Genomic DNA, 23,852 nt, shown 5'->3' on the forward strand with positions numbered 1-23,852 from the left:
CCAGAGCGGTAGATCCACGCCATGCGTGGATGGATGCCGACGGGTGGCCGGCTCTACCACCCGACGCAGTTGCGTAGCGTCCGGAAAGGCAACGCCGGCCAGCGGCCGGCGCTACCTGGGTTACAGCGCGGGGTTCAGCGTGTAGGTGCCGTGCAGCGTGGCTTCGGCCAGCACGTGGCCGTGCATGGCGCGGTAGGCATCGGCGGCGGTGAAGCGCTGCGGCAGGTCGAGCGTCGCCACGTCCAGCGCGAACACGCGGAAGAAGTAGCGATGCACGCGTTCGTCGTTGAACGGCGGGTACGGGCCGTCGTAGCCCAGGTAGTCGCCAGCCATGTCCGGGTTGCCGGCAAACCAGCCGGTGAAGTCGTTCACGCCCTGGCGGCTGCCCGCCGGGCCGGCCGGTGCCGGCTTGCCCTTGGCAACGAAGCCATCGCTGCAGCTGCCCGCGGCGATCTCCTGCACCGAGGCCGGGATATCGGCCATCACCCAGTGCACGAAATCGCAGCGCGGCTGGTCGCGCGGCACGGTCATGTCGGTGCGGCCGACCGTGTCCGGCACGGTCGGCACGTCCGGGTCGACGCACACCAGCAGGAACGAGCGCGTGCCATCGGGCACGCCACTCCACGCCAGGTGCGGGTTGCGGTCCGGCGCGAAGCCGTCGGCATCACCGGCTGCGAACTCGCGGTCGATCGGGGTTCCGGGGGTGATGCTGTTGCTGTTCAACTGCATGCAATGGCTCCTTACGCTTCGGGATAGCCCAGTCGCACCGCGACCGGGGTCAGCAGATCGAACGCGGCACTCATGACGTCGCGGTAGTGGCGCCAGTGGCCGGCCGGGAAACGCGGCGGGCCGATGCGCTCGGCCGGCGGGATGGAGGTGTTGAACAGCTCCTGCAGCATGCCGGCAACCACGCGCGGGTCATCGCCCACGTCGTCCATGCGCATCAGCAGGTGCGGGTACAGGTCCTGTTCGTGCAGGGTGGCCACCTGGGCCATCGAACGGGCCAGCCATTCCGCCACTTCGGCCACGTTGTTGACCGCGAACGGGGCCGGCGCGCCGTAGGCGATCCAGTCCAGCAGCATGTCGCGCGGGTCGCGCAGCACCACCAGCAGGCGGCCCTGCGGGAGGTGCGGGCGCAGCGACCACAGCAGGGCGTTGTCCCACCACAGCAGCCAGTCGATGACGGTGTCGTTCTGCAGGCCGCGCTTGCGCAGCGTGTCACGCCAGCCGCTCACCAGGCCGTCCGGGCTGAGGTCGCCCGAGGCCAGCTTCTGCAGGGTGAAGTAGTTCTGGAAGGCGTCATCCGGCGGGGTATGGCCGAAGCGGTCGCTGCGCATCACCGGGCTGGCCCCGGTGAGGGTGACCGCCACGCGTTCCACGCCCGAGCCCGGTGCGCCCCACAGGAAGATCGGCGCGGATGCAGCACTTTCTGCATCGACCTCGCCGAGGTCGGGCCAGCTCGGCGGCGCCTTGGCCTGCGGCGGCAGCGGCAGCCGCTGCGCGCTCTGTTCGGCCTGCAGTTCCAGCCAGGTGCGCAGCGCGTCACGCGGCTGCCCGGCCTGGTCCAGGATTTCGCCCAGCCAGGTGCGCAGCTCGATGCGGCGGCCTTCAGGCGCCGTGTCGATCAGGCCCTGCACGTGGGCGACGGCTGCCGCCGGATCACGCGCCAGCAGCGCGGCGACCAGGCGGGTTTCGCCACTGATGCGGCCCGGCTCCACGGCGATGATGCGACGGGCGATCGCCTCCACGGCGTCGCCTTCGCCGGCCGCTTCATGCAGGCGCAGGCGCGCTTCCAAGGCGGGCACGAACTCGGGCATGGCCTCGATCCAGCGATCGGCCACGGCCACCGCGCCCGGGCTGCCGAAGCCCTCCGGTGCCAGCCGCGCCAGCCACAGGTGCGGCAGCTGGGTGTGCTCGGCCAGTACGGCGTCCAGTTCGGTGCGGGCTTCTTCTTCGCGGCCCAGGCGCTGCCAGCAGGCCAGCAGCAGCTCCACCGTGCGACGGTCGTCCGGGTTGGCCTTCAGCATCGGCCGCAGCTGCTCCAGTGCCTGCATCGGCTGGTCGGCCTGCAGCGCGATCTCCGCGCCCAGCCGCTGCAGCGCCGGCGTATCCAGGCCCGGCACCTGCAGCGCCTGTTGCAGCTGCTGGTGGGCGGCCTCGACATTGCCCTGGCGCAGCGCCAGCTGCACCACCTGGCCATGCAGGCTGGTCATCTTCGGGTTGATCTCGATCACGCGTCGGAAGGCCTGCTCGGCGAAGGCCAGCATGTCCTTGGCCTGGTAGGCCGAGCCCAGTGCATACAGCACGCGCGGGTCGTTGGGCATCTGCCGGGCGGCTTCGGACAGCAGCTGCACGGCACGGTCGGCGTCGTCGCGGTACAGGGCCACCATGCCCTGCAGCGCCATCACTTCCGGATGTTCCGGCTCCAGCCTGGCGGCCATCGTGGCCTGCCGCGCGGCGGTATCGATGTCATTGCGGCCGATCGCCAGATGCGCCTGCATCAGGTAGGCCTCGAAGGCGTTCGGGTTGAGTTCGGTGGTGCGCAGCAGTGCTTCGTCGGCGCCTTCGAAGCGATGCTGGGCCAGCAGCAGGCCGGCCTGCTGCAGGTGCAGCTGTGCATCGTCCGGGGCCAGCTGCAGTGCCTGCTGCAGGGCTTCCATTGCGGCTTCGGGCTGGTCCTGCTGCTGCAGCGCAAGCGCCAGCCAGCGGTGGGCCTGGGCCTGGCCGGGTTCGTCGTGCACCCACGCCTGTGCCAGCTGCACGGCCTGTGCGGCATCGTTCTGGCGCAGGGCCTGGAGGATCTGGTCTTGCATGGCAGTCCGCTTCAATGGCAAACCCGCATTGTAGCGGGCTGCGCGCCGGCACCGGTTCAGCCCGCCAGCACCCGCTGCAGGCGCTGGGCCACCCAGCGTTCGGAGAAGCCGTCGCCGCGCCAGTTTTCCAGGAACCCGCAGTGGCCGCCCCAGCAGGCGGTTTCCAGCCGCGCCTGCTGCGGCAGCTGCCAGTTGCTGAAGGTGGCATAGGGAATGACCGGATCATCCTGGGACATCAGGATGTCGGCCGGCACCTGCAGGGTGGACAGGCGATCGCCCGCAATCGAGTAGCCATCGAAGTACGCCTGCAGCGAGCCGAAATCGGTATGCCGTTCCACCAGCCACGCGGTCAGCGCGCGGATGTCCAGCTTCAGCACGCGGTCGTCGCAGTCGCTCAGTTCGGGGAACAGGTCGCGCTTGCGGCGCAGCGAGCCGGCCCACTTGCGGCGGAAGTACCAGTCGTACATCGCCGGGCCGCTCTCGATGCTGTCCATGGTCAGCGCCGGGTCCAGCACCGGGCACACCGAGGCCACCCGCTGCAGCGGCACGCCGGCCGCCGGCGCGCGCAGGGCCAGGCGCAGCACGAAGTTGCCGCCCAGCGAGTAGCCCGCCGCCACCAGCGGCAGGTCCGGCCAGCGCCGGGCGATGTCACCGGCCGCCTGCACCACTTCATCGATGCGGTTGGAGTGGAAGATGCCGGGGTTGAGGTGGTGGGTGTTGCCGTGGTCGCGGAAGTTCAGCCGCACCACGTCGAAGCCCTGGTCGATCATGCGCGCGGCCGCCATGCGCATGTAGCTGGATTCGGCGCTGCCTTCCCAGCCATGCAGCAGCAGGGCCATGCCCTTCGGCTCGCGGCCTTCGATGTGGCTGTGCCAGCCCTGCAGGCGCACGCCGTCGCCGCCATCGAGGATCAGTTCTTCACTGACCGCACCGGTGGCGGCCAGCAGCAGCAGGCCGCGCTGGAGGCGCATGCGGCTGGAGCTGAGCATGGACTGCAGGTGCGGATTGCGCAGCCAGCGCGGCGGCTGGTAGTCAGCCGCATGCAGCGTCGGCGTGCCGGCGTCCAGCAGGGGTGGCGGGATCAGTGCCACCGCACGCTCACTCCCCGCTCATCGCCGCCACGATGCGCGCGCGCGAGGTTTCCGCGATGCGTCGACGGCCTTCCAGGTCCTGGGCACCGATCGGTGCCAGGAAGTGCACTTCCGCACGTCGCGCCGGCTCACCGAGCAGGCGCAGGAAATTGGCGAAGAAACTCTCGCCCGGCCCGAAGGCCACGATGGTCTGGGCATCGCCACCGGTGCCGTAGACCAGGGCCACCGGCTGCACCGGCACGCCGGTTTCAACCGCGGCCTGGAAGATGCGCGCATGGAACGGGCCCACTTCGTGGCCGCCACGGGTACGCCCTTCCGGGAACACGCCCACCGCCTTGCCATCGCGCAGGCGGTCGGCCATCACCTGCATCACCCCACCGAGCGACTCGGTGTTGCCACGCTGGTGGAAGATGGTCTGCCCGCGCGCGGCCAGCCAGCCCACCACCGGCCAGCTGGCGATCTCGCGCTTGGCGACGAAGCCCATCATGCGCTGGCTGTGCAGGATGGAGATATCCACCCAGCTGACGTGGTTGGCGACGAACAGCACCGCGCCCGGCAGCGGCGTGCCGATCTGCGCCAGGCGGAAGCCGAAGATCCACATCAGGCCGCCCTGCCACCAGTTGACGACCTTGGCACCGAAGGTGGCGTCGCCCACGCGCAGTTCGCCCCACGGCGGAAGCATGCCGATCAGGATCAACGGCAGGAACACGAGGATGTGGACCAACAGCAGCGGTACGCGGTACAGGTAACGGCACACACGCGCCACGCCGCCACGGGGGGCCGGAGTGGGGGAAGTCATCCGCGCACGATACCGGAGGGCTGCAGCGGCTGCCAGCCGATTCTGGCCATAAGTCCTATTGACCGCGGCCATGGGCGGGAACACGGTGTCCTGTTGGCGGGGCTGGCGGCAGGCTCGTAGAGTCGAGCTTGCTCGACTGGCCGGGCCTGGCAACAGTCGAGCAAGCTCGACTCTACGGGTTGGCGGGGGGCCGCCACTGGCCGCAATGGGCCGGCACCAGCTGCAGGTCGCTGACCTGGCGCTGGGTGTGCTGCAGCCGCTGCAGGGTCTGCCGGTAAGTGGCGGTGTGGCCCAGCAGGGCGGTGACCAGGCGCGGTGGTGGCACGCCATCGGTGATGGCAGCGCTGGACCAGGCCGCGTCGGCCACCAGGAACACCGGGCGGCCATCGGCACCTTCGAACAGCAGGCCATGCTGGCCCACCGCGTGGCCCGGCAGCGGCACCGCCAGCACGCTGCGGTCACCCAGCACGTCGCGGCCGCGGCCAAAGGCATCGAAGGGGCGCGGCAGGTCCACCTCCGGCAGGCTTTCCAACCAGGCCATGCGTGGCGCCGCATCGCGGGTCAGCGCCGGCAGCAGGCCCACGCTGAGCGCGCGCAGGCGCCCGCGCGCGGCCTGGTCCTGCCATGCCGCGCGCGAACACAGCAGCGGCACCCCGGGGAAATCGAGCACGCCACCGACGTGGTCACCATGCAGGTGCGAGAGCACCACCAGGCCGATGTCGGCTGCGGCGATGCCGCGCTGCTGCAGCTGCGCGCGCACGCTCTGGCCCGGGCCCAGGTGCACCGGCGTGACCCAGCGGTAGAGGCGCTCCGGGAAGCGCGCGGTGGCCTGCAGGAACGCATCCGAGTAGCCCGTATCGAACAGGATCGGCCCGCGCTGCGGGTGGTGCAGCAGGGCTACCAGCGCGGGGAATTCGCAGCGATGCCAGCTGGCACCCTGGCGGACGGCGCGCTGCGGGTGCACGCAGTGGCCGGCCTCGATCAGTTCCCACTCAAGCCGTGCCATCGGTGCCCCCGTGCTGGTTGCACGCGTGCTGCTTCCAGTGCGCGGCGAAGGCCTGCAGGGCCGCCTGCACGCCGGTGCGCGGGTCGTAGCCCAGGTCACGCCGCGCCGCGCTGATGTCCAAGGTCTGCGAGTAGCCCAGCACGCCCACGCCATAGCGGGTCAGGCGCGGCTCGGGGCGCCCGGGCCGCAGGCGGGCCGCGGTCTCGGCCATCCCCGCCGCTGCCAGTGCCAGCGTGCGCGGCACCGTGCGCAGGCGCACCTGCAGGTCCATTGCCTCGAACAGGCCGTTGACCAGCGCATGCACGTGCAGCGGCGTGCCGGCACTGATGTTGTAGGCGCGCCCGCTGCAGCGCGCATCGGCCTGCAGCGCCAGGCCCACCGCCTGCACTGCATCGTCGATGGGGGTGACGTCGATCAGCGCGCGGCCGCCGTGGATCAGCGGGAAACGGCCGCTGGCGGCCACCGCCAGCAGGCGCGGCAGGATCGCGCGGTCGCCCGGCCCGAACACCGCGCGCGGGCGCAGCACCACGGTGTGCAGCCCCTGGCGTGCGGCAGCGGCCACGGCCACTTCCGATTCCCATTTGCTGCGGGCGTACTCGGTGATCCAGCGCCGTGGCGGCTGGAAGCGCTCATCCAGACCGTACTGGTCGGCGAAGCGGAAATAGATGCTGGGCGACCCCAGGTGGACCAGGCGGGCGACGCCGGCCGCCTGTGCGGCCTGCAGCAGGCGGGTGGTGGCCAGCACGTTCGCCCGCTGGAAAGCGGCCGCCGTGCCCCAGGGTTGCGACATCGCGGCGCAGTGCACGACCGCATCGCAGCCCTGCAGCAGCGGCGCCAGCGCATCGTGGGCGAGATCGGCGCTGGCGGTCTCGATACCGTGCGCGGCCAGCGCCTGCAGCCGGCGCGCATCGCGCCCGCTGCCACGCACCTGCCAACCCTGCGCCGCCAGCGCGAGCGCGACATGCTGGCCGATGAAGCCACTGGCGCCGGTGACCAGGACCGTGCGCATCAGTAGCGCAGTACCGCGCCGCCCAGCGCCAGGCCGGCGCCGGTGCCGATCAGCAGGGCCTGGCCGCCGCGCGGCAGGCGACCGTCGATGAGCGCCTGGTGCAGGGCCATCGGCAACGACGCTGCCAGCTGGTTGCCGTGCTCGCGCAGGATGCGCACCAGCCGCTGCGGCGGCAGGCCCAGCACGCGCTGCAGGTGGTCCAGGGCCTGGCCGCTGGCCTGGTGCGGCACGATCACATCGCACGCGTCCAGCGCGGTGCCGGCGCTGTCCAGCAGGTCCTGCAGGAAGCCGGGCAGGCGCCGCGCGGCTTCGCGGTACAGCGCCTTGCCCTGCATCTGGAAATGATGGGCCGCACGGTAGGCATCGACGTCCTCGAACAGGCGCATGCCGGTGCCACAGGTCGGCACCTGGCACAGTCCGGCGCCGTCGCCATAGGTGCGCAGGCGGGTCGCCAGCAGCGCCGAGGCCTGGCCGTCGGCGGCGTGTTCAACCAGCATCGCCACCGCGCCATCGCCGAACAGCGGTGCGGTCAGCGGGTCGTCCGGGTCGAGGCCGGCACTGGGAACATCGCTGCAGACGATCAGCACGCGGCGGTAGCGGCCCAGCGCCAGCAGGCTGCCGGCCATTTCCAGCGCCACCACGAAGCCCAGGCAGGTGGCGTTGACGTCGAAGGACGGGATGCCGCTGTCGCCCAAGCCGAGGGCGCGCTGCACCAGCACGGCCTGGCAGGGAATGGCCTGCTCCATCACCCCGCAGGCGGAGACGATGCAGTCGATATCGGTGGCGGCCAGCGCGGCCTGCTGCAGGGCCTGCCGTGCCGCCTGCGCGCCCATCCACGAGGCGCGCTCATCGGCTGCCGCATGGCCGCGGCTGGCCACGCCACTGTGCCGCTCGACCCAGCCGGCCGGCTTGTTCCAGCGCCGGTCGAACTGCTCCGATGGCACGCGCAGGCGTGGCAGGTAGGCGCCGCTGGCGATGATCCGCAGCGGCAGCGCAGCAGGGGCAGACGGGCCGGGCATCGGCCTCAGCCGTGGCCTGCAGCCACCACCGCCAGGGTCAACCGCGAGATGCACACCAGCCGGCCCTGTTCGTCTTCAATGCGGATTTCCCACAGCTGGGTGCTGCGGCCCACGTGCACTGCACGCGCGGTGCCGGTGACGATGCCGCTGCGCACGGCGCGCACGTGGTTGGCGTTGATCTCCAGGCCCACGCAGACCTGCTTGCCGGTATCCACGCAGAGATTGCCGGCACTGCTGCCCAGGGTCTCGGCCAGCACCACCGAGGCGCCGCCGTGCAGGATGCCGTACGGCTGGCGGGTGCGCTCGTCGACCGGCATGGTGGCCTGCAGCCAGTCATCGCCGGCGGCGGTGAAGGTGATGCCCAGGGTATCGATGGCCGTGCCACGGCTGAGCGTGTTGAGCTGGTCGATGGAGACGGCTTCGCGGAACACCTGGGTCATGCGGGTACCTTCAGAGAATGGGGACGAGGCCGGCGCCGAATGCCGTCAGCATGCGCACCAGCAGCCACTTCGGGCCGACGTTCACTTCGGGGAAATCACCGACGGGGACGTAGCAGCGGTGGAAATCCGGGCTCTGCCGCGGCAGCGGCTGCGGGCAGTCCACGCCGGGCTGGAACTCGTAGTCGGTGGCGTAGCGCCACGGCCAGAAATCGAGGATGGGCAGCGCCTCGGAGGCCTTGCCCACGCTGTAGTTCAGCCCGGACAGCACCGGCGGCTTGGCGCGCGGCGCCACCGTCCAGGAGTTCTGCGGGTGGGTATCGCGCAGGATGCTCTGCGCCAGCTGTTCGGCGAACACCGGGTCATCGATGATCACCGCGCCTTCGGTGTTGTAGTTCTCGCTGCGCGGATCGAAGTTGTGCGTGCCGACCACGCCGATGCGGCGATCGACCACCAGCGACTTGGCGTGCAGGCCCATGCGCGCGCCCTTGCGGGTGACCGGCAGCGGCTTGTTGACGGCCTTGCTGCCCAGGAACGACGGTCGCGTCTCGGTACGCAGCAGGCGCGTTTCCACTTCGCTGCCGGCGGCACGGCGGCGCGCGCGGCTGTTTTCGTAGGCGCTGCCCAGCCGCGGGTGCTCCACTGCCGGGCGCGTGTCCTGCGCGTCCACGTCTTCGCCTGCGGCGGCCAGCGGGGCCGGTGCCGCGTCATCGCCGCCCCCGGCATTGCTGCCGGCCGCACTGCCGCCGATCAACGGGTTGCGCACGCCCTGGCCGGCCGTGGCGCTGCCACTGCTGCCCAGCGGGTCGGGCAGCAGGTTGCGGTAGTCCACCGGCGCATCCAGCGGGAACGGCTTGTATTCGAAGATGTTGAAGCCCAGTTCGCGCATGTTGCGCCGCTTGTACTTGTACGACAGCGCATACACGATCGGGTTGTCGGTGGCCGCCAGGCTGTTGCTGGACACCACCACGCGCGGCGGCTCGGGCCGCTTGCGCAGCTCGCGGAACAGCTTCTGCGCCGGCTTGGACAGCACCAGGTACGGCGTCTGCAGGATCACTTCCTTCTGCGCGCCGGAAATGAGTGCATCCAGCTGCGGTTCGGTGACGTGCTGCCCGGCCAGCGGTGCATCCGCGCGCTCGCGGCGGTGCTTGCGTGGCAGGTCGGCCACATAGCGCACCGAGTGCACCGGCAGCGCGGTATCGACGAACGAACGGGTGACGAAATCGCTGTCGCTGGCCTCCTCGCTGACCCGCTCCACCCGCTCGGGGCGGCGGAACTGCGCCGGCGGCATGGCCGGCACGCCCTGCTTGAGCAGCGTACGGCCGACATCGTTGAGGCGCTCGGCAGGCACGCTGCGCGGCGCACGCCAGAACGCGTCGAAGTTGGCGGCCATCGCGCGCGCTTCCGGGCCGGCGATCAGCACGTCGCGGTCGCGGAAGTTGTACTCGCGGTCCCAGTCGTAGTAATCGTCCTGGTAATTGCGGCCGCCGACCACGCCGATCGCGTCGTCGATGACCAGCAGCTTGTTGTGCATGCGCTGGTTGAAGCGGCGGAAGCAGCACAGCACGCTGCCGGCATAGTCGAAGTAGTTCAGCCGGGCCTTGCCGAAGGTGGGGTTGTAGACCCGCAGTTCGAAGTTCTGGTGGGCGCCGGACAGCGCCCCCAGGATCTCCAGGTCGGAAATCGCCGAAAGCTGGTCGATCAGCACCCGCACCTTCACCCCGCGGCGCGACGCGGCCAGCAGTTCGTCGATGACCAGCCGGGCGCTGTCGTCCTTGTCGAAGATGTAGGTCTGCAGGTCGATGCTGCGGGTGGCACTGCGCAGCAGGTTCAGGCGGGCGACCAGGGCGCCCTCGCCTTCATCGAGCAGGGTGGCGTAATGCAGCGGCTGCGCTTCGGTCGATTCGCTGAATGCGCGGCCGGCCAAGGCCCGCAGCGGCGAATCCTGCGCGCAGCGGTCGGCGCGCTGGCAGTCGACCTGGGCCGAACGGGCCTGCACCGCGATCGCCTGGGCACGGTCGCGCTCGGCGTTGGACAGCGACGCGCAGCCACTGCCCAGCAACACGGTTGCCAGCGCCAGTACACGCAGCAGGAGATTCACGGTTTCGGCGCCTCGCTCAGGCGGGCTCGCAGTACGAAGGTCACTCGGTCACTCAAGGCAAGCTGCCAGCTGTCCATGCCGTACCGGCCTCGTTGCACGGTACCGCGGCTGACGACATCGCAATCATAGCCGGGTCGGGAACATTCCGCTTTCTCCACCCGCAGGGTCTCCGGGTGGCTGACCCCGCGCAGGGTGAGCCGGCCCTGGATGTCGCCGCCGTCACCGATGGTGTCCGGCCAGTAGGGCAGCGAGTCGAACTCCACCGACGGGTAACGCCCGGCATCGAAGAACTCCGGCCCGCGCATCCAGCCGGTGTAGCGCTCCTTGCCCGGGATCTCCACCGAACGGGTGAACATCTTCAGGTGCACCTGGTGGCGGCCATCGGACAGCACTTCGACGCGCCCGTCGAAATGCGGGAACAGCCCTTCGATGCGCTGGCCGAAGCGGGTGCGCACCTCGAAGCCGATCCGTGAACGCTGCAGGTCCAGGTGCAGCACGCGCGCCGAAGCGGCCGACGCCAGTGCTTCCACCGGCGGCAGCGGCGTGGGCGGTGGCGGGGCAGCCCAGGCCGGGCTGCAGGCCAGCAGCACCGGCAGCAGGCAGCGGCCGGGCCGTGCCAGGATCATCGACTCACGGCCACCAGAAGGCGTTCAGGCTGGCCACGCCCGGCTCGATCGCCGCCTCGCGCGGGAACCCGAGCACGGCCACGGCAGCCGGCGGCATGCCCCGGTAATCGCTGCTGGTACCTTCGGTCATCAGCGCCACCAGCCGTTCCAGGCCGGGGTTGTGGCCGACGATCAGCACCCGGTCGAGGTCACGGCGCTCATCCACGAGCGCGGCCAGGGTGCCGGGGGTGGCTTCGTAGATGCGGTCTTCGAGGCGCTTTTCCACGTAGCCGATGGTCGCCAGCACTGCTTCCAGGGTCTCGCGGGTGCGCCGCGACGGCGAGCACAGCACGCAGTCCGGCAGCAGGTTGTTTTCCTTCATCCACTTGCCGGCCGCCTCGGCTTCGGCAAGACCCACCGGCGACAACGGCCGATCGAGGTCGGCCTGGCCGGGGGTGGCCGGTTCGGCATGGGCATGGCGCAGCAGGATCAGTTCACGCATCGCGAGGTTCCATGAAAGTGAGGGTGCAGTAAAACGGGTGACGTACGCGTCACAGCTTCAACCAGGCCAGCAGCGGCTCCCAGTCGGCCTGGTGCTCGCGCACCTGGGCCGAGCGGTAATCGAACAGGCTGCGGCCGAGGCCGGTCATCACCACGTAGCTCTGGCTGTCGCGCAGCTGGGCAACCACCGGGTAGGGCCACTCGCCCAGCATCTGCAGCGCCTGCTGCGAGGTCTGGGTCCACGGCTTGGTGCGGTTGAGGACCAGGCCCACCGGCAGCTTGCGGCTGTGCACGCGCGGGTTCTGCGCCAGGCTGTTGAGGAAGCCGACGATGGCTTCGATGTCCAGCGCCGAGGGCAGCACCGGCACCACCACGGCATCGGCGGCATCGAGGAAATGGGGGATATCGTCGGCCAGCGCGCCGGCGGGTGCATCGATGATGACGGTATCGGTGCCGTCGGGCAGCTTCTGCGCCCACTGCTTCTTTCGATATACGTCGATGGGCAGGACGGCGCTGTCCAGCCCGGCCCGGCGCTGCGCCCAGCGGGTGCTGGAGCCCTGCGGGTCGGCATCGGCGATCACCGTGGCCTTGCCCTGCAATGCCGCGTAAGCGGCCAGGTGGGTGGCGACGGTGGTCTTGCCCACCCCGCCCTTGGAACCGGCCACCAGGATCGTCTTCATGCCAGCCTCGCTTCCGGGTACGTGCCCCGAGCGTACACCGCCGATGGTGACGGAAGGTAGAGACGGCCTGAATCAATCTGCCACGGCTTTGCTATCGTGGCGCCCCCGAAGGATCGAACCGGCATGAGCGAACTGCAGGACCTGAGCGCGTTGATCCGCTCCAATACCCCCCTGATCGTGATCGAGACCCAGGACGAGGCCCGCATCGTCGAACTGTTCCGGCAGACGCTCATGCACGTCTGGCGTGCCCTGCACCGCTGGTCGATCACCGAGGGCCTGCGCCGCATCGACCTGGAACGCGAGGACGATGCGATCGGCCCGCCCGATGCCAGCGCCGCCCTGCAGATGATCCGCCAGGCCGAACAGCGCGGCATCTACCTGCTGCTCGATTTCCACCCCTACCTCGGCTACGCCAGCCACCAGCGTGCGCTGCGCGACCTGATCCAGCGCCGCCACAGCCAGCCGCACGTGCTGGTGCTGATCGGCGCCAAGGTCGAGCTGCCGGCCGAACTGGAAGCGCTGGCGGTGCGGTTCAATCCGCGCCTGCCCGATGCCAACGCCCTGCTGAAGATGCTGCGCGAGGAGGCCGACGCCTATGCCCGCGAGCATGGCGGCCGGCGCGTGGAAGTGGACAGCGAAGCGGTCAAGAAGATCCTGAAGAACCTGCAGGGCCTGAGCCTGGTCGATGCCCGCCGCATCGCCCGCCAGCTGATCTATGCCGATGGCGCGCTGCGCGACGACGACCTGCCGCAGCTGGCGCGGCTGAAGTTCGAGCTGCTCAACCGCAGTGGCCACCTGTTCTTCGAACATGACAGCGCGCGCTTTGGCGACGTGGCTGGCGCCAACCGGCTCAAGCGCTGGATCAACCAGCGCCGGGTGGCCTTCATCGCCGGCTCGGCCCCGGCCGGGCTGGACCCGCCGCGCGGCATGCTGCTGCTGGGCGTGCAGGGCTGCGGCAAGTCGATGCTGGCCAAGGCCACCGCGGCCGGCTTCGGCGTGCCGCTGCTGCGCCTGGACGTGGGCGCGCTGTACAACAAGTACCACGGCGAGACCGAAGCCAACCTGCGCCAGGCGCTGGCCTCGGCCGAGCAGCTGGCCCCGTGCGTGCTGTGGATGGACGAGATCGAGAAGGGCCTGGCCAGCGGTGGCGACGATGGCGGCGTGTCGCGCCGCGTGCTGGGCCACCTGCTGACGTGGATGGCCGAGCGCAGGGCGCCGGTGTTCATCGTGGCCACCGCCAACCAGGTGCACGAACTGCCGGCCGAGCTGCTGCGCAAGGGGCGTTTCGACGAGATCTTCTTCGTCGACCTGCCGCCGCCGGACGTACGGGTGGAGCTGCTGCGGCTGCACCTGGGCCGGCGCCAGCTCAACGCGGATGATTTCGCCCTGCCGGCGCTGGCCGCGGCGGCGAACGGGTTTTCCGGCGCGGAGATCGAGCAGGCGATCGTGGCGGGGCTGTATTCGGCGCATGCCGAGGGGCGGCCGTTGGATACCGAGCTGCTGATGACCGAGATCCGCGCGACGCGGCCGTTGTCGGTGTTGATGGCCGAGCAGGTGGCGGCATTGCGCGAGTGGGCGTCGGGGCGGACCGTTTCTGCGGACGACTGAGGGGTTGTTTCCGGCCAACGGCGGAGCCCCTCGTGGCTGTTGGTTGGGTAAAGTCGACTGTTAGTCGACTGGCGCTGCGAGTGGGCCGGGCGGGTAGGCCGCGCGGGGGACGCCGTGAATCCGTCCCTGGAGGCTTGTGAGCGCCATCCATGGCGCTCGCACCCCCGCGCAACCTACCCGCCCGACCCCTGACAGTTTCCGTGTGCGGTCAGCCACGGAGAAGAAAAGAAGAGCAGGAGCAAAAGCCGGTCGCTTCGCTCATGTGCCGACCAACGGTCGGCACCCACCAGAGCAGAACCTGGATCGGCACCCACCCACAGCCGCGGGAAACTGTCGAAGGCGGGGTGGGTCCGGTTGAGGGGGTGTGAGCCGCATGGATGCGGCGACCGAGCTTACATGGATGTACTTGCAGCGTCCCCCTCAACCGGACCCACCCCGCCAACCCACGGAATGCAGGCTTTTGACGTTGCTTCGGCTCTGGCTTGAAGCAGGTGCAGGGCTGCAAGCCCTGCCAGCCCCCCCTCAGCTCTCGCAGCCGGCGAACAGGTCCCGGTCGCGCTCGTACAGCGCCGTCTTCACCTGCATCAACCCCAGCACCGACGGGAACAGGTTGTCGTGGTCGGTGTACGCCGCCGAACGCTTGCGCACGCACTGCAGGTCGAGCCCGCGGCTGCTGGCAAAGCCCGGCGAGAACCACATCGTCATCGGCACGCGGGTCTGCTCGGCCGGCGCGATCGCGTAGGGCACGCCGTGCAGGAACAGGCCCTTCTCGCCCAGCGATTCACCATGGTCGGACAGGTAGATCATCGCCGTGTCGTAGTCCTGCAGGCCCTGCAGCGTGCCGATCGTCCTGCTCAGGAAGTGGTCGGTGTAGAGCACCGCGTTGTCGTAGCTGTTGGTGATTTCCTCGCGCGTGCAACGGCCGATGTCACGCGTGTCGCAGGTCGGCTTGAAGCGGGCAAAGGCGGCCGGGTAGCGCTCGAAGTAGGCCGGGCCATGGTTGCCCAGCTGGTGCAGCACCACCACGCGGTCACCGGGCTTGGCGCGCACCTGCGTGGCCAGGTCCTGCAGCAGGATCTCGTCCATGCAGCGGCCATCGGCACACAGGCCCGGCGTGGTCGCGTCGGACAGTGACTGGAAGTCCAGGCCTTCGCACACGCCCTTGCAGCCGGACTGGTTGTCACGCCACAGCGGCGCGATGCCGGCGCGGTTCAGAACGTGCAACAGCGACTGGTGGGCGCGGATCTTCTTTTCGTCGTAGTCATGGCGTCCCCACGGCGAGAACAGGCACGGCAGCGAAACTTCGGTGCTGGTGCCGCACGAATGCATGTCCGGGAAGTTGATCACCGGTGCCTGCGCCAGTTCCGGGGTGGTGTTGCGCCCACCGTTGAGGCCCCAGTCCTGCGCACGCACGGTTTCGCCCATCACGATCACCAGCAGCCGCGGCTTGCTGGCCGGCGCGCGCGGGGTGGCCTTGGCATCGGTGCCGATCGGCAGTTTCGGTGCGCGCTGCACCGGGTTGTCGCCGCGCAGTGCGCGCGGCATGCCCAGCAGCACGTTGGCCGGGGTGGCTAGGTAGCGCACTTCGCGCTGGTTGCGCATCAGCGCCGAGACATCCTGGAACGAGATCAGCGCGCCACCCACGGCGGTGACCGCCGCCACCAGCAGGAAGCCGGCGCGCCACAGCAGGGCGCGGCCCCAGCTGCGGCGGCGCAGCTCCACCCGCCACAGCAGCGCCATGGGCAGTACCGCCAGCAGCAGTACCGGCCACACCAGCGACACCGTCATCAGCTCGCGGCTTTCCTTCGGGTCGGTGGCCAGCACGTTGCGCAGCATGTCCGCATCCAGGTAGATGTGGAACTGGCTCATGTAGTGCGCGGCGAAGGCGGTCACCAGCAGCAGCACGCTGGTCACCACCTTGGCATTCCAGCGCCACACCAGGATGCCCAGCAGCACGCCATGCGCGCCCAACAGCAGCAGGAACAGCGACAGCGCGTAGCGGAGGCTGCCGGGATGGCTGGCCATGGCGCTGTGCCAGAACAGGCCGTTGCCGGCGACGGCGAAGAACAGGCTGGTCAGCACGATCAGCGCTTCGGTGGACAGCTGCGGGCGCCAGCGGCGAAGGCTGGCCAGCGCCGGCAGGCGGAACGAACGTTGGACCGATGCATTCATGCACGTGCCTCCTGGCGGGTCGGACGTTCCTGAGTGCGCCGGGCCAGCAGCCGCTCCGTGATCAGGAACAGGCCCAGCGACAGCAGCCAACACAGCAACGCCGTGGCAACGTCATGCGAAAGGAAGTGGGCGCCGCGCAGCTGCTGGCTGATGCCGAACACCAGGCCGCTGCCGAGGCCTATCCACAGCCCGGCCCAGCGCCAGGCCGGGCGCCAGAGCAGGGCGAAGAAGTACAGGCACAGCCAGGCGTAACCGGCGCTGGCATGGCCAGCCGGGAAACAGGCGCGCGCGGCCATGCCCTCGGGGCGGCTGGCCAGCAGGCCGATGAAAGGCTCGTGGCCGCCATAGCGCAGCAGGTCCCACGGGCAATCCATCGGCACCAGCGCCTTCAGCAGCGAGATCAGGCCGGTACCCAGCGCCATGGCCGCCACCACATAGAGCAGCGCCCAGCGCAGGGTGCGGTCACGGCCGCGGCGCCAGTGGTGGAAGCACAGCAGGATCGCGACCAGCGCCGCAGCGGTGCTCAGCCACTTGCCACCCTTGTGCACGACCGAACGGGTCAGCCAGGCATCCTGCAGCGCCCAATGGCCACCTTCCAGCCGGAACAGGTGATCGGCCACCCACTGGTCACCGCCGAAGCCCATCAACAGGGTGAACAGCGAAAGGCCGATGGCCACGGGCAGCAGCAGATGCGTCAGCGCAAACCGCGACGCGAGCCACGAAGGCGTGAAGGCAAAGGCCGGGACAAGGGGACGAGCGGGCATGCGGGAAGGGGCCATGACAGGAATCCGCGGCCATGCTCGTCACCTTCATGTCGGAGAAGGGTCGTACATCCGTTCGCGCCGGGTTAATGCGGTCCCGGCGCGAGCCAGGGTTCAGTCTTCTTCTTCCGATGCACCGGCGCGTTCGGCATGGCAGCGGGCGTCCCACGCACTGCCCGGAAGCAGTTGCCAGCGGTTCCGGTTGGCGATGCCGATGTCGACCACCTGGGCCGGATCGACGCAGGGGCTCATCGCCTTGTCCAGCACCAGCACCCAGCGCTTTTCCGGGGCCTCGGCCAGCCACGGGCCGGCATCGTGCCACTGCTCGGCCCAGGGGCGCTTGAAGCCGAACTCGCGCACCGGCCGGTCGGCCTGCAGCAGGTTCTGTTCGCGCCAGGCGACCAGGGCCAGTTCGGCATCGGGTCCGATCCGCTTGCCAACGCGATGCATCAGCGACGAGGCGGAGGCGTAGGGGTCCAGCGTCGGCATCAGCACCAGCCCATAGAGCATCCACAGCATGCCGTGGGTAAGCAGGACCAGCACGGCCGCACGGCGCACGCGCAGCCACACCGCCAGCGTGGCCACGGCAATGGCGAAGACCAGCAGGCCGTTGCCCAGCACCGGCAGCAGCGAATCGGGCATCGCCCGCCGTGCCAGCTGTGCCTGCGCCCAGTGGCTGTCGGTCATCATCATCACGCCCAAGGTGCCGGTGGCGAGCATCAGCAGCAGGCTGTAGCCGAACAGGTAGCGGCGCACGCACAGGCGGCGTAGCAGGCCCGGCAACAGCGGGGCCACGGCCAGCGCCATCGCCGGCAGCATCGGCAGCACGTACACCTCGCGCTTGCCCGGGCTGGCGGTGAAGAACAGCAGCACCAGCAACGCCCAGCCCAGCAGCAGCCACTGCCGGCGGTCGGCACGGCGGAGGCGGCGCCACCACGGCCTGGCCAGCAGCGGCAGCAGCAGGCTGCCGGGCAGCCACAGCGTCAGGATCACCTGCAGGTAGTACCAGACCGGCTGGCGGTGATGCCAGGCGTTGGCGTAGCGCGTGCCGGTCTGCTTGAACAGCAGTTCGTGCGCGTAGGACTGCAGCGATGCACTGGGCTCGTGCAGCAGCGCCCAGCCCAGCGGCGCCAGCCACACCGCCACGCCCAGCAGGAATGCCGGCACCAGCCACAGCAGGGTGGCCGGGTGCGGGCCCGCGACGGCCTGCCTGCGGCGGCGCTGGTACAGCCACCAGCCGAACCACGGCAGCACCATCAGCAGCGGCAGGAAGCCCACGCCCTTGGTGACCGTACCCAGGCCGGCGGCGAAGCCGGCCAGCCACAGCGCCGGCAGGTTGCGGCGCTCAGCCAGATGGCGCAGCAGGCCCCACAGGGCCACGGTGGTCATTCCCACCAGCACCATGTCGATCTGTGCGCGCTTGGCCATCAGCCCGAACTGCAGCGTGCAGAACAGCGCGGCCATCGCGTACAGCGAATGCCGTGGCGACCACAGCCGTCGCGCCAGGTCCGAGACCAGCCACAGGCTCAGCAGGGCGGCCAGCAGCGAGGGCAGCAGGAAGGACCACTGCCAGCTGCCGACCACCTGGTGGGCCACCGCCTGCAGCCACATGAACACCGGCGGCTTTTCCGCGTAGAGCTCGCTGCCACGGTGCGGCAGCAGCCATTCCCCGCTTTCCACCATGGTGCGCGCGGCCAGCACGAAGCGCGGCTCGTCCGGCGGCTGCGGCTGGCGCATGCCGATGCCGGCGCCCAGCGAGGCGATCATGAGCAGCCACAACAGGGGCAGGAACCAGCGGCGGGACAGGGCTACGGGCACGGCGGGCTCCGGGAGCAAAACGGCCATTGTGGAAGGGCAGGCGTGGGAAAGGCGTCGGAGGTGGGCGCAGGGCGACCGCATTCCGACATGGGCAGCGCTACCATGGTACGAACTTCCGTGGACATTCCGTGCATGCGCCTGTTGGTGATCGAGGACAACCGCCAGTTGGTGGCCAACCTGTTCGACTATTTCGAGTCGCGCGGGCACGTGCTGGACGTGGCCCCCGATGGCATCACCGGCCTGCACCTGGCGGGCAGCCACCCTTACGACGCGGTCATCCTGGACTGGATGCTGCCACGCATGGAAGGGCCGGAAGTGCTGCGCCGCCTGCGCGCGGACCAGGGTTCGGAAGTGCCGGTGATCATGCTGACCGCCCGCGACGAGCTGCCGGACAAGATTGCCGGGTTCCGCGCCGGCGCCGACGACTACCTGACCAAGCCCTTCGCCCTGCCCGAGCTGGAAGTGCGGCTGGAGGCCCTGCTGACGCGCGCGCAGGGGCGCAACCCACGCAAGCGCCTGCAGGTGGCTGACCTGGTGCTGGACCTGGCCACCCTGGAGGCCCAGCGTGGCGGCCAGGCGCTGCACCTGTACCCGGCCTGCCGCAAGCTGCTGGAAGTGCTGATGCGCGCCAGCCCCGGCGCGGTCACCCGCCAGCAGCTGGAGTTCGCCCTGTGGGGCGACGAACCGCCGGATGGCGACCTGCTGCGTTCGCACGTCTATGAACTGCGCCGCAGCGTGGACGGCCCCTTCAACGACAAGCTGATCCACACCCTGCCGCGCGTGGGCTACCGGTTGGCGGCCAGCGGCAGTGCAGGCAATGGAAACGATGAAGAAGGCGCGTAAGCCGGGGCCGCTGTACCGGCGCGTGATCGGCTGGCTGCTGGGCTACCTGGCGCTGATCTCGCTGGCGGTGTTCAGCGTCGGCAACTACGTGCACGAGCACGCCGAGCATGCGGCCTGGCGCGCGCTGCTCAATTCCGAACTGGACAGCATCGTCGAGCACACCGAGCACGAGCCGCAGTACCACTGGCAGGATTCGGACACGCTCAGCCTCTACCGCTTCGACGAGACCAACATGCCGGCCACCCTGCGCGGCCTGCATCCGGGCCTGCACGACGGGGTGATGGTCGGCGAGCGCGAGACCGCGGTGATGGTGCGCGACACTGCATCGATGGGGCGCGTGGCGCTGGCGCTGGACATCTCCGACTTCCACGACCTGGAGCAGTTCGCCACGCGCTGGGTGATGCTGGCCGGCATCATCATGGTCTTCGTCACCGTGCTGATGGCGTCCTTCGGCATGGAACGGGTGGTGCGCCCGCTCAGCCTGCTGGCCCACCACATCGGCGCGCTGCGGCCCGGCGAGCAGGGCCAACGCATTGATGTCGACCCGCGCGGCAGCTCCGAACTGCACACGATCGCCGACGCGCTCAACGACTACCTCGACCGCAACGAGCAGTTCGTCGAGCGCGAGCGGGTGTTCATCAGTACGGCCAGTCACGAGCTGCGCACGCCCATCGCGGTGATGACCGGCGCGGCCGAACTGGCGCTGGAACAGCCGGGGCTGCCCGAGCGCGCACGCCAGCAGATGCAGCGCGTGCTGCGTACGGCGCAGGGCGTGGAGCAGCTGATCGAGCTGCTGCTGGTGCTGGCCCGTGATCCGGCCCGGCTGGCCGCGCGTGCCGAGCGCATCGCACTGGACCAGCTGCTGCCGGAGATCGTCGCCGACCATCGCCACCTGCTCGGGGACAAGGACCTGAGCATCGGCATCCAGGCCGCACCGGTGGACATCGTGGCCCCGCTGGCCGTGGTGCAGGCCGCAATCGGCAACCTGCTGCGCAACGCCATCGAGAACAGTGGCCGTGGCCACATCGAACTGCGCCTGAGCCCGCAGGCCGTGCTGACCCTGCAGGACCCGGGCCATGGCATGGCGCCGGAGGAAATCGCTGCCATCCACGCGCGCATGGCCCGTGGTGAGCGTGCCGACCGCGGCGGCATCGGCCTGGACCTGATCGCCCGCCTGTGCGAACACCTGGGCTGGACCCTGCACCTGCAACCGGTCGAGCCGCGCGGCACGCGGGTCACCCTCGACTTCGGCGCCTCGCGTCCGGGCTGACCGGTCGACTTTCCCTCACCGGGCCTTCGGGCGCTCCACGTGCTGGTCGATCAGGATCACATTGCCATCAGGATCGGCCAGCTGCAGGTAGCCGGTGCCCTGGCCATCGGGATCGGTGCGTGTCGTCAGCTCGATGCCCTGTGCATCCAGCGCATCCTGCAGTTCGCGCACGTCCTGGAACTGGCCCAGTTCCTGCCGGTACTGGTCCCAGCCCGGGTTGAAGGTCAGCAGGTTGCCTTCGAACATGCCCTGGAACAGGCCGATCACGATGCCATCGTTGCGCAGCACCAGCCAGTTGCGTGCCGCATCACCGCCGCTCACCACGAAGCCCAGGGCTTCGTAGAACGCACGCGACGCCGCCAGATCCTTCACTGACAGGCTGACCGAGAAAGCACCCAGTTGCATGACAGGCTCCGATGGCGATGTGCCGTGGGGGATGGGGCAATTCTGGGCACGACGTCGTGCTGCGGCAAGCAGCGCAGCATGACCCGGCGTGAAGGCGATGTTAATCTCGGGCAACGCCGCATCCTGCGGCGTTTTTTTTCCGCTCTTTCGATCGACAGAGGATCCCATGCCGACCGAACCCGCTACTGCCCTGATCAGCAACGACATCGTGGGCCTCGGCCTGATTGCCGCCACCCTTGCCCTGATCTTCTGGGCCGCCAGCGGCCCGACCCCCCTGCTGAAGAAGATCTTCGCCTGGGTGCCGTCCCTGCTGCTGTGCTACTTCATTCCCGCCATCTACAACACTGCCGGTGTCATCGACGGCCACAACACCGCGCTGTACAACCCGGTGGCCCGCGACGTGCTGCTGCCGGCGGCGCTGGTCCTGCTGACGCTGTCGATCGACCTGAAGGGCATCGCCAAGCTTGGCCCCAAGCTGCTGGTCGTGTTCTGCGCCGGTACCGCCGGCATCATGCTGGGCGCCATCGTCTCCTTCCAGGTGATGAAGCTGATCCACCCGGAAACGGTGGCCGGCGACACCTGGGCAGGCATGGCCGCGCTGGCCGGCAGCTGGATCGGTGGCGGCGCCAACATGGTGGCCATGCGCGAGGTATTTGGCACCGATGCCACCACCTTCGGCCAGTTCGCGGTGGTCGACGTGGCCTGTGCCAGCCTGTGGATGGCGATCCTGCTGTTCCTGGCCAACCGCGCGCAGCAGATCGATACGCGCAATGGCGCCGACACCCGCGCCATCGACGAGATGAAGGCGCGCATCAGTGCCTATGACGCGCAGAACGCCCGCATTCCCAGCATGACCGACCTGATGATCATCGTCGGGGTGGCGCTCGGGGGTGTCGGCCTGGCGCATGCCATCGCCGCGCCGCTGGCGGGCTGGTTCAAGGCCAACATCAGCTGGGCCAGCCAGTTCAGCCTGGACAGCCAGTTCGTCTGGGTCATCCTGTTGTCCACGGCGATGGGCCTGGGCCTGAGCTTCACCCGCGCGCGCCGGCTGGAAGCGGCCGGTGCCTCGCGACTGGGCACCGTGTTCCTGTATTTCCTGATCGCCTGCATCGGCATGCAGATGAACCTGCTGTCGCTCCTGGACCGGCCGTGGCTGTTCCTGCTCGGCGCCATCTGGATGGCGACCCACGTGCTGGTGCTGTGGATCGTGGCCAAACTGCTGCGTGCGCCGCTGTTCTTCTTCGCTATCGGGTCGCAGGGCAACATCGGTGCGGCGGCGTCGGCACCGGTGGTGGCGGCGGCATTCCATCCCTCGCTGGCGCCGGTGGGCGTGCTGCTGGGCACGGTGGGGTACGCCACCGGTACCGGCCTGGCCTACGTCACCGGTCTGATCCTGAAGTGGATGGCCAACGGCTGATCTCGTGTTGCCGGGCATGACGCATCCGGCGCCTACCACTGCCGGAACTGTGCGGCCGATAACGGATTATCGGCGGCAGGGCACGTAGCGTGGCGGCATGCGTCGCGTGGGGAAGCAGGGGGCTCGCGGCGCAGCCTCCGCTGGCGGCTGCCAGCCTTCCCGACAGGTGGGTTCATGACGAATCAATGGATGTTTCGTGCGTCGGCGCTGCTGGCGCTGATGCTGGGTAGTGCTTCGGCGCTGGCGCAGGCACCCCTGCAGGCGCGGCCTGCCGATGTGCAGGCGATCACCGATGCGAGTGCGCGCGACGTCGCCGCGCTCATCGCACAACCGGGCTTTGCCGACGCCGCGCGGTCGGCCCTGCGTGCGGCACCGGAACGTGGCGTCGCCCTGCAGCAGGTGGTGGCGCGTTTCGATCCGCAGGCGCGGACGTTGGCCAGCAGCAGCGTGGCCCGGCAGGATGGCCAGCTGCGGTTGCGCAAGGGCCTGCCGGAGCAGGGGCCTGCGCTGCTGCAACTGCGCGCCTATGTGCCCGAAGGCGCATCACTGGATGCCATCGCGCCGCGCCAGCTGTGGGTGGCCAGCCTGCCACGCGGCAATGACCGCGACTGGACCACGCTGACCGCCTATGACGCACAGGGCCGCGCGCACCTGCTGGATGCGAAGCAGGCGCCGGACTTCCCCGTGCTGATCGTCGATGTCGATACCCGCCGCTCGGTGGCCGAGGGCATGGCCCTGGTCAACGCCGGCCTGCGCGAACGCGGCCTGCAGTCCCCCGAGCGCATCAGCATCGCTGCCAATGGCGCCAGCGCGTCGTTGGACATCACCCGGTTGGATCGCATCCGCCTGGCCGATGACCAGGAGCCGTGGGCACTGGGTGCGGCGGAAGTGTTCGCCGTCGTTTCCGGCTTGCAGGTCGACAAGAGCGAGCCGGAAATGGTCACCGTCGACATGCCGTACCTGGACTATGACAACACCGATTACACCCCGCAGCAGGCGCTGGTGATCTGGGGCAACTACCGTTTCAACGCCGCCAACGTGCAGCTGTTCGAGGATGACGGCGATACCAACTACCAGGAACTGCTGGTGGCGTTGACCACCGGGGTGAAGACCGCGCTGGGCGTGTTCGCGCCGGAGTACGCGGTCATCGCCGACATCGCCGGTGCCATCCTCAATGCCATGCCGTCGTCCTGGTTCGCCAACGATATCGACTACCTGGACAGCTTCTACCTGCTGCAGCGCGGGCAGGCCTACACCGATCGCATGGGGGCAGCCAACAACGCCAAGGTCACGCTCACCCCCATCACCCTGGTGGAGTAGGTAGGCAGGGCTTGCAGCCCTGCACCCGCAGAGGCCGAAGCCCAAGCAAGATCAAAAGCGGCATTCCGTGGGATGGCGGGGCACTGTGGGTGTGCGGGGACGCCGTAAATACGTCCATGTAGGCTTGGTCGCCGCATCCATGCGGCTCACACCCCCTCAACCGGACCCACCCCGCCA

General features: G+C 69.5%; 21 protein-coding genes. 5 read left to right on the plus strand and 16 right to left on the minus strand.

Annotated features, from left to right (window positions below; all coding sequences use genetic code 11):
• Window positions 1–120 precede the first annotated feature (120 nt).
• From IAE41_RS16890 to IAE41_RS16945, 12 genes are all read right to left on the minus strand, one after another.
• On the minus strand, window positions 121–729 hold the full coding sequence (locus IAE41_RS16890; RefSeq protein WP_200733906.1) for a YbhB/YbcL family Raf kinase inhibitor-like protein: 609 nt from the start codon (window positions 727–729) through the stop codon (window positions 121–123).
• A gap of 11 nt (window positions 730–740) precedes the next feature.
• Window positions 741–2,813, minus strand: a complete 2,073-nt coding sequence (locus IAE41_RS16895; protein WP_200733907.1) for a tetratricopeptide repeat protein — start codon at window positions 2,811–2,813, stop codon at window positions 741–743.
• A gap of 56 nt (window positions 2,814–2,869) precedes the next feature.
• Window positions 2,870–3,859, minus strand: a complete 990-nt coding sequence (locus IAE41_RS16900; RefSeq protein ID WP_200733923.1) for an alpha/beta fold hydrolase — start codon at window positions 3,857–3,859, stop codon at window positions 2,870–2,872.
• 52 nt (window positions 3,860–3,911) lie between these two features.
• Window positions 3,912–4,703 carry a lysophospholipid acyltransferase family protein gene (locus tag IAE41_RS16905; RefSeq protein ID WP_079224657.1) on the minus strand — a complete coding sequence of 264 codons (792 nt, stop codon included), beginning with the start codon at window positions 4,701–4,703 and terminating at the stop codon, window positions 3,912–3,914.
• 172 nt (window positions 4,704–4,875) lie between these two features.
• The gene (locus IAE41_RS16910; protein WP_200733908.1) at window positions 4,876–5,709 is read right to left on the minus strand and encodes an MBL fold metallo-hydrolase; all 834 of its coding nucleotides are present in this window, start codon (window positions 5,707–5,709) and stop codon (window positions 4,876–4,878) included.
• Window positions 5,696–6,718, minus strand: a complete 1,023-nt coding sequence (locus tag IAE41_RS16915; RefSeq protein WP_200733909.1) for an NAD(P)-dependent oxidoreductase — start codon at window positions 6,716–6,718, stop codon at window positions 5,696–5,698. Before IAE41_RS16915 ends, IAE41_RS16910 begins: the two co-directional genes overlap by 14 nt.
• Window positions 6,718–7,737 (minus strand): 3-oxoacyl-[acyl-carrier-protein] synthase III C-terminal domain-containing protein, encoded by a 1,020-nt coding sequence (locus IAE41_RS16920; protein WP_200733910.1) that lies wholly within the window; start codon window positions 7,735–7,737, stop codon window positions 6,718–6,720. Before IAE41_RS16920 ends, IAE41_RS16915 begins: the two co-directional genes overlap by 1 nt.
• 5 nt (window positions 7,738–7,742) lie before the next feature.
• Window positions 7,743–8,177: a hotdog fold thioesterase gene (locus tag IAE41_RS16925; RefSeq protein WP_200733911.1), complete on the minus strand. Its 435-nt coding sequence runs from the start codon at window positions 8,175–8,177 to the stop codon at window positions 7,743–7,745.
• A gap of 10 nt (window positions 8,178–8,187) precedes the next feature.
• Entirely contained in the window at window positions 8,188–10,275 is a 2,088-nt protein-coding gene (locus tag IAE41_RS16930) for a phospholipase D family protein (protein ID WP_200733912.1), read from the minus strand.
• Entirely contained in the window at window positions 10,272–10,901 is a 630-nt protein-coding gene (locus tag IAE41_RS16935) for a YceI family protein (RefSeq protein ID WP_200733913.1), read from the minus strand. Before IAE41_RS16935 ends, IAE41_RS16930 begins: the two co-directional genes overlap by 4 nt.
• Window positions 10,902–10,905: 4 nt before the next feature.
• Window positions 10,906–11,382, minus strand: a complete 477-nt coding sequence (locus tag IAE41_RS16940; protein WP_079224644.1) for a histidine phosphatase family protein — start codon at window positions 11,380–11,382, stop codon at window positions 10,906–10,908.
• A 49-nt stretch (window positions 11,383–11,431) separates the two neighbouring features.
• Window positions 11,432–12,061, minus strand: coding sequence for a ParA family protein (locus IAE41_RS16945; protein WP_108745648.1), 630 nt, complete (start codon window positions 12,059–12,061; stop codon window positions 11,432–11,434).
• Between the two features lie 123 nt (window positions 12,062–12,184).
• On the opposite strand from IAE41_RS16945, the gene IAE41_RS16950 reads away from it, so the two are divergent.
• The gene (locus IAE41_RS16950; protein ID WP_200733914.1) at window positions 12,185–13,669 is read left to right on the plus strand and encodes an AAA family ATPase; all 1,485 of its coding nucleotides are present in this window, start codon (window positions 12,185–12,187) and stop codon (window positions 13,667–13,669) included.
• Window positions 13,670–14,191: 522 nt separating this feature from the next.
• On the opposite strand, the gene IAE41_RS16955 is transcribed toward IAE41_RS16950, so the two are convergent.
• The 3 genes from IAE41_RS16955 to IAE41_RS16965 form a co-directional block, all read right to left on the minus strand.
• Window positions 14,192–15,841: a phosphoethanolamine--lipid A transferase gene (locus tag IAE41_RS16955; RefSeq protein WP_200733915.1), complete on the minus strand. Its 1,650-nt coding sequence runs from the start codon at window positions 15,839–15,841 to the stop codon at window positions 14,192–14,194.
• Window positions 15,838–16,605, minus strand: a complete 768-nt coding sequence (locus IAE41_RS16960) for a phosphatase PAP2 family protein (RefSeq protein WP_200733916.1) — start codon at window positions 16,603–16,605, stop codon at window positions 15,838–15,840. The genes IAE41_RS16955 and IAE41_RS16960 overlap by 4 nt, the downstream gene beginning before the upstream one ends.
• 111 nt (window positions 16,606–16,716) lie before the next feature.
• Window positions 16,717–18,420: a glycosyltransferase family 39 protein gene (locus tag IAE41_RS16965; RefSeq protein WP_200733917.1), complete on the minus strand. Its 1,704-nt coding sequence runs from the start codon at window positions 18,418–18,420 to the stop codon at window positions 16,717–16,719.
• 132 nt (window positions 18,421–18,552) lie between these two features.
• Here IAE41_RS16965 and IAE41_RS16970 point away from each other — a divergent pair, with 132 nt between their 5' ends.
• Both IAE41_RS16970 and IAE41_RS16975 read left to right on the plus strand, forming a co-directional pair.
• Window positions 18,553–19,263: a response regulator transcription factor gene (locus IAE41_RS16970; RefSeq protein WP_200733918.1), complete on the plus strand. Its 711-nt coding sequence runs from the start codon at window positions 18,553–18,555 to the stop codon at window positions 19,261–19,263.
• On the plus strand, window positions 19,247–20,533 hold the full coding sequence (locus tag IAE41_RS16975; RefSeq protein ID WP_200733919.1) for a HAMP domain-containing sensor histidine kinase: 1,287 nt from the start codon (window positions 19,247–19,249) through the stop codon (window positions 20,531–20,533). The genes IAE41_RS16970 and IAE41_RS16975 overlap by 17 nt, the downstream gene beginning before the upstream one ends.
• Before the next feature lie 15 nt (window positions 20,534–20,548).
• Here the strand turns inward: IAE41_RS16975 and IAE41_RS16980 are convergent, their stop codons facing one another.
• Entirely contained in the window at window positions 20,549–20,938 is a 390-nt protein-coding gene (locus IAE41_RS16980; protein WP_200733920.1) for a VOC family protein, read from the minus strand.
• Window positions 20,939–21,104: 166 nt separating this feature from the next.
• On the opposite strand from IAE41_RS16980, the gene IAE41_RS16985 reads away from it, so the two are divergent.
• Together IAE41_RS16985 and IAE41_RS16990 are read left to right on the plus strand one after the other, a co-directional pair.
• Window positions 21,105–22,355, plus strand: a complete 1,251-nt coding sequence (locus IAE41_RS16985; protein WP_200733921.1) for a DUF819 family protein — start codon at window positions 21,105–21,107, stop codon at window positions 22,353–22,355.
• Between the two features lie 189 nt (window positions 22,356–22,544).
• Complete coding sequence (locus tag IAE41_RS16990; protein ID WP_200733922.1) at window positions 22,545–23,675, plus strand: DUF3103 family protein; 1,131 nt, start codon at window positions 22,545–22,547, stop codon at window positions 23,673–23,675.
• Window positions 23,676–23,852 lie beyond the last annotated feature (177 nt).

The sequence above is a fragment of the Stenotrophomonas sp. S39 genome, assembly GCF_016624665.1.
Classification (GTDB): Bacteria; Pseudomonadota; Gammaproteobacteria; order Xanthomonadales; family Xanthomonadaceae; genus Stenotrophomonas.

What these genes read in the sequence shown, in the direction of transcription:
- IAE41_RS16905 (WP_079224657.1), bottom strand. Translation starts at nt 4,703, where the DNA reads ATGACTTCCCCCACTCCGGCCCCCCGTGGCGGCGTGGCGCGTGTGTGC.
- IAE41_RS16890 (WP_200733906.1), bottom strand. Translation starts at nt 729, where the DNA reads ATGCAGTTGAACAGCAACAGCATCACCCCCGGAACCCCGATCGACCGC.
- IAE41_RS16985 (WP_200733921.1), top strand. Translation starts at nt 21,105, where the DNA reads ATGCCGACCGAACCCGCTACTGCCCTGATCAGCAACGACATCGTGGGC.
- IAE41_RS16895 (WP_200733907.1), bottom strand. Translation starts at nt 2,813, where the DNA reads ATGCAAGACCAGATCCTCCAGGCCCTGCGCCAGAACGATGCCGCACAG.
- IAE41_RS16915 (WP_200733909.1), bottom strand. Translation starts at nt 6,718, where the DNA reads ATGCGCACGGTCCTGGTCACCGGCGCCAGTGGCTTCATCGGCCAGCAT.
- IAE41_RS16950 (WP_200733914.1), top strand. Translation starts at nt 12,185, where the DNA reads ATGAGCGAACTGCAGGACCTGAGCGCGTTGATCCGCTCCAATACCCCC.
- IAE41_RS16975 (WP_200733919.1), top strand. Translation starts at nt 19,247, where the DNA reads ATGAAGAAGGCGCGTAAGCCGGGGCCGCTGTACCGGCGCGTGATCGGC.
- IAE41_RS16955 (WP_200733915.1), bottom strand. Translation starts at nt 15,841, where the DNA reads ATGAATGCATCGGTCCAACGTTCGTTCCGCCTGCCGGCGCTGGCCAGC.
- IAE41_RS16920 (WP_200733910.1), bottom strand. Translation starts at nt 7,737, where the DNA reads ATGCCCGGCCCGTCTGCCCCTGCTGCGCTGCCGCTGCGGATCATCGCC.
- IAE41_RS16925 (WP_200733911.1), bottom strand. Translation starts at nt 8,177, where the DNA reads ATGACCCAGGTGTTCCGCGAAGCCGTCTCCATCGACCAGCTCAACACG.
- IAE41_RS16945 (WP_108745648.1), bottom strand. Translation starts at nt 12,061, where the DNA reads ATGAAGACGATCCTGGTGGCCGGTTCCAAGGGCGGGGTGGGCAAGACC.
- IAE41_RS16910 (WP_200733908.1), bottom strand. Translation starts at nt 5,709, where the DNA reads ATGGCACGGCTTGAGTGGGAACTGATCGAGGCCGGCCACTGCGTGCAC.
- IAE41_RS16990 (WP_200733922.1), top strand. Translation starts at nt 22,545, where the DNA reads ATGTTTCGTGCGTCGGCGCTGCTGGCGCTGATGCTGGGTAGTGCTTCG.
- IAE41_RS16980 (WP_200733920.1), bottom strand. Translation starts at nt 20,938, where the DNA reads ATGCAACTGGGTGCTTTCTCGGTCAGCCTGTCAGTGAAGGATCTGGCG.
- IAE41_RS16935 (WP_200733913.1), bottom strand. Translation starts at nt 10,901, where the DNA reads ATGATCCTGGCACGGCCCGGCCGCTGCCTGCTGCCGGTGCTGCTGGCC.
- IAE41_RS16940 (WP_079224644.1), bottom strand. Translation starts at nt 11,382, where the DNA reads ATGCGTGAACTGATCCTGCTGCGCCATGCCCATGCCGAACCGGCCACC.
- IAE41_RS16970 (WP_200733918.1), top strand. Translation starts at nt 18,553, where the DNA reads ATGCGCCTGTTGGTGATCGAGGACAACCGCCAGTTGGTGGCCAACCTG.
- IAE41_RS16960 (WP_200733916.1), bottom strand. Translation starts at nt 16,605, where the DNA reads ATGCCCGCTCGTCCCCTTGTCCCGGCCTTTGCCTTCACGCCTTCGTGG.